The sequence below is a fragment of the Pseudomonas sp. NBRC 111140 genome, assembly GCF_001320885.1.
Lineage (GTDB): Bacteria > Pseudomonadota > Gammaproteobacteria > Pseudomonadales > Pseudomonadaceae > Aquipseudomonas > Aquipseudomonas putida_P.
Window position 1 is genome coordinate 1 of the sequence record NZ_BCBQ01000168.1, and the last position, 4,837, is coordinate 4,837.

1 protein-coding gene is annotated in these 4,837 nt (G+C 67.6%); it reads left to right on the plus strand.

Going from position 1 to position 4,837, the window contains the following annotated elements; translation table 11 throughout:
* Positions 1 to 4,837, plus strand: a 4,837-nt coding sequence (locus APH42_RS28450; protein WP_256217851.1) for an Ig-like domain-containing protein, incomplete at both ends; no start/stop codon positions are given.

Genomic DNA, 4,837 nt, shown 5'->3' on the forward strand with positions numbered 1-4,837 from the left:
GCCACGGCGACCGACGCGGCCGGCAATACATCGCCAACCAGCGTAGTCACAGCACCGGACATCGATGGGGTCGATACCACGCCACCAGCAGCCCCGACCGACCTGGTCATCGGCCTGGCCGGTAGCCGGCTGAACGGGCGCGGCGAGCCAGGCACCACCGTCGAGGTACGCGATGCCGCAGGTACTGTGCTGGCCACTGGCACCGTCGGCGCCGATGGCAGCTTCGTAATTACCCTGGCCCCTGCCGTAAATGACGGCAGCACCCTGCAAGTGACCCTGACCGATGCCGCCGGGAATGTTTCGCAACCGGGCTCGGTCACCTCGGCCGACCTGCTGCCGCCCGCACAACCGACAGACTTGGCCCTGGCCGACGGCGTGACCTTCACCGGGCGCGGCGAGCCCGGCGCCACTGTGCAAGTGCGCGATGCTGCAGGTACGGTCATCGGCACGGGTATCGTCGGTGCCGACGGCCTGTTCAGCCTCACCCTGTCGCCTGCTCAAGCCAACGGCGAAGCGCTCGACGTACGCCTGGTGGATGCCGCCGGCAACACCTCGGCCCCGCTGCAATTCGATGCGCCGGACATCACCCCACCAGCGATCGTCAGCAATATCGTGGTCGGCGGTGACGGCCTGGCCCTGAGTGGTCGCGGCGAAGCAGGCGCCACCGTGGAGGTGCGCGATGCCAATGGCACCTTGCTCGGCAGCGGCGTGGTCACGGCCAATGGCACCTTCCTCGTCGACCTTTCACCCGCCGTGCAGCCAGGCGAGCAACTGAGCCTGGTACAGACCGACCCAAGCGGCAATGCCTCTGCGCCACTGCAGTTCGAAGTGCCGGTCACCACTGCACCTGCCAGCCCCACCGACCTGGTGTTCGCCGAGGACGGCAGCAGTATCAGCGGTACGGCACCTGCCGGCAGCCGTGTGGAAGTGCATGATGCCAACGGCACGCTGATTGGCAGTGTGATAGCGGGCCCCGATGGCAGCTTCACCGTCACCCTCGCCCCAGCCCAGGCCAATGGCGAACTGCTGGATGTGCTGGCCATCGATGGCAACGGCGCTGCGTCGCTGCCGGTGCAAGTCACCGCGCCAGACATCACCCCACCGGTTACCCCGAGCGAACTGGTGATCAATGCCGACGGCAGCGTGGTCACTGGCCGCGCCGAGCCGGGCAGCACCGTACGCGTGCTGGCCGCCGACGGCACCACCGTGCTGGGTAGCGTGGTCGTTGGCGCTACCGGCAGCTTCAGCATCACCCTCGACCCGCCACAGGTAAACGGCGAGGTGCTGCAAGTCACTGCTACCGATGCGGCGGGCAATGCTTCCACCGCTGGCAGCCTTACCGCGCCAGATATCGACGGCGGCGACACCACCCCACCGGATGCCCCGACCAACCTGGTGATCAACGCTGCCGGCAACCAGCTGAGCGGTCGTGGCGAAGCCGGTGCCAGCGTTCAGGTGCGCGATGGCGCTGGCACCGTAGTGGCCACGGGCACGGTCAACCCGGATGGCACTTTCGCCATCACGTTGAGCCCAGCCATCACCGACGGCAGTACCCTGCAAGTCACCCTGACCGACGCTGCAGGTAATGTCTCGCAACCCGGCGCTGTCGCCGCGCCAGACCTGCAGGCCCCGGCGCAGCCAACCGAGTTGGCCCTGGCCGATGGTGTCACCTTCACCGGCCGTGGCGAGCCCGGCGCCACCGTGCAGGTGCGCAATGCCGCCGGCAGCCTGATCGGCACTGGCCTGGTCAACGAGGACGGCACTTTCACCGTCACCTTGTTCCCGGCCCAGGCCAATGGTGAAGCACTGGACATTCGCGTGGTGGACGCCGCTGGCAACAGCTCGACGCCGCTGGCGTTCACCGCACCGGACATTACCCCGCCAGCCGCCGTCAGCAATATCGTGGTCGGCGCCGATGGCCTGGTGCTCAGTGGCCGTGGCGAGGCCGGTGCCACCGTACAAGTACGTGACGCCAACGGCACTGTCATCGGTACCGCCACCGTTGGTGCCAACGGCACCTTCCTGATCGACCTCGACCCCGCCGCGCAGCCGGGCGCTCAGTTGAGCCTGGTGCAGACCGATGCCAGCGGCAACGCCTCCGTGGCCCTGCAATATGAAGTGCCGGTAACCACCGCGCCAGCCAGCCCAGGCGACCTGGTTGTGGCTGCGAACGGCAGCAGCATCACCGGTACAGCGCCGGTGGGCAGCCGGGTGGAAGTACACGATGCCAACGGCACGCTGGTCGGCAGTGTGGTGGTGGGTGCTGGTGGCACCTTCACCGTCATCCTCAACCCGGCACAGGCCAACGGCGAGCTGCTGGATGTGGTGGCCATCGACGGCAGCGGCGCTTCGTCGCTGCCAGTGCAAGTCACCGCGCCAGACATCACCCCACCGGTTACCCCGAGCGAACTGGTGATCAGTGCCAACGGCAGCGTGGTCACCGGCCGCGCCGAAGTGGGCAGCACCGTGCGCGTGCTGGCCGCCGATGGCACCACTGTGCTGGGTAGCGTGGTGGTGGGCGCCACCGGCAGTTTCAGTATCACCCTCGACCCACCACAGGTGAATGGTGAGGCGCTGCAAGTCACCGCCACCGACGCAGCCGGCAATGCCTCCACCGCCGGCAACATCACCGCGCCGGACATCGACGGTGGCGATACCACGCCACCAGATGCCGCCACCAACCTGGTAGTCGGGCTGGCCGGCGCCCAGCTCAATGGCCGTGGCGAGGCCGGTGCCAGCGTGCAAGTGCGCGATGCCCAGGGCACTGTACTGGCCAGCGGCACGGTTAACCCCGACGGTACCTTCCAGATCACCCTCAACCCACCGGTGAAGGATGGCAGCACCCTGCAAGTGGTGCTGACCGACGCCGCTGGCAATGCCTCCACACCGGCTACGGTGGTTACCCCAGACCTGCAGGCCCCGGCCCAGCCGACCGGCCTGGCCTTGGCCGACGGTGTGACCCTGAGCGGCAGCGGCGAGCCAGGCGCGACCGTGCAGGTACGCGATGCCTCGGGCAACCTGCTCGGTACCGGCCTGGTCAACGGGAATGGCAGCTTCAGCGTCACCCTGTCGCCGGCCCAAGCCAATGGCGAAGTGCTCGACGTCCGCCTGGTCGATGCCGCTGGCAACGTTTCTTCCCCACTGCAGTTCGACGCCCCGGACATCACCGCGCCCGCCGTGGTCAGCAACATCGTGGTCGGTGCCGACGGCCTGACCCTGAGTGGTCGCGGCGAAGCCGGTGCCAGCGTGGAGGTACGCGATGCCAATGGCACGCTGATCGGTAGCGGCACCGTGACTGCGAACGGCACCTTCCTGATTGGCCTCGACCCGGCAGCGCTGCCGGGTGAACGCCTGAGCCTGGTGCAGACCGACCCGAGCGGCAACGCTTCCCAGGCCCTGACCTACGACGTGCCACTGGTGGTCACGCCGACCAGCCCAAGTGAACTGGTGGTGGCCGCTGACGGCGGCAGCATCAGCGGCGCTGCCCCGGCTGGCAGCCGCGTGGAAGTGCACGACGCCAACGGCACGCTGGTTGGCAGCATCGTGGTCGGTGCCGAGGGCACCTTCACCGTGGTGCTCACGCCGGCCCAGGCCAATGGCGAGTTACTGGACGTCGTGGCCATCGACAACAACGGCACCTCGTCGCTGCCGGTGCAGGTCACCGCACCCGACATCACGCCACCTGTAGCGCCGAGCGACCTGGCAATCAATGGCGACGGTACCGTCGTCAGCGGCCGCGCAGAAGCCGGCAGCACCGTGCGTGTGTTGGCCGCCGATGGCACTACTGTGCTGGGCAGCGTCGTGGTGGGGGCCAGTGGCGCCTTCAACATCGGCCTCACACCGCCACAAGTGGCGGGCGAACAATTGCAAGTGACCGCCACCGACACCGCAGGCAATGCCTCCACGGCCGGCACAATCACCGCGCCGATCGTGGACAATGGCGGCGACACCACGCCACCGGCGCCGGCCACCGACTTGGCCATCAGCAACGATGGCCGCACGGTCTCCGGCCGTGGCGAAGTGGGTGCCACTGTAGAAGTGCGCAACGATCAGGGCCAAGTGCTGGCAAGCGGCACCGTTCAGCCCGATGGCAGCTTCAACGTGCAACTGCCAACCCCAGTGGTGGATGGCTCGGCCCTGCAGGTGACCCTGACCGATGCCGCCGGCAACGTCTCCACGCCCAGCCCGCTGACAGCGCCAGACCAGGTAGCACCACTGCAACCGACCGGCCTGGTGCTGACCAATGGCGACAGCCTCGCCGGCATTGCCGAAGGGGGCGCAAGGGTGGAGGTGAAAGATGCCTCGGGCAACCTGATCGGCAGCGTCATCGTCGCACCGGATGGCAGTTTCAGCCTGACCCTCGACCCGCCACAGGCCAATGGCGAAACCCTGTCCATCACCGTAACCGACGCAGCAGGCAACACCTCGGTGCCGCTAAGCTACGTGGCCCCGGACATTACCGCACCGACGATCGTCACCGAGGTGGTGGCAGGTGATGGCAGCCTAACCGTGTCTGGCCGTGGCGAACCCGGTGCCACGGTGGAGGTACGGGATACGCAGGGCGCCGCCCTTGGTAGCGGGATTGTCGGGCCAAACGGTACCTTCGTGGTCGATCTGGATGTACCACTGACCGCAGGCCAAACCATCGTCCTGGTGCAAACCGATGCCGCCGGCAATATCTCGGTGGGTGTCAGTGTGATCGTTACCGATACACCGCGGCCCGAAAGCCCGAGCGACGTGGTGGTGGCCGCTGATGGCTCCAGCGTTTCCGGTACCGCACCGGCAGGTACGCAGGTGCAGGTGCGTGACGCGCAGGGCAATGTGCTGGGCAGCGTCC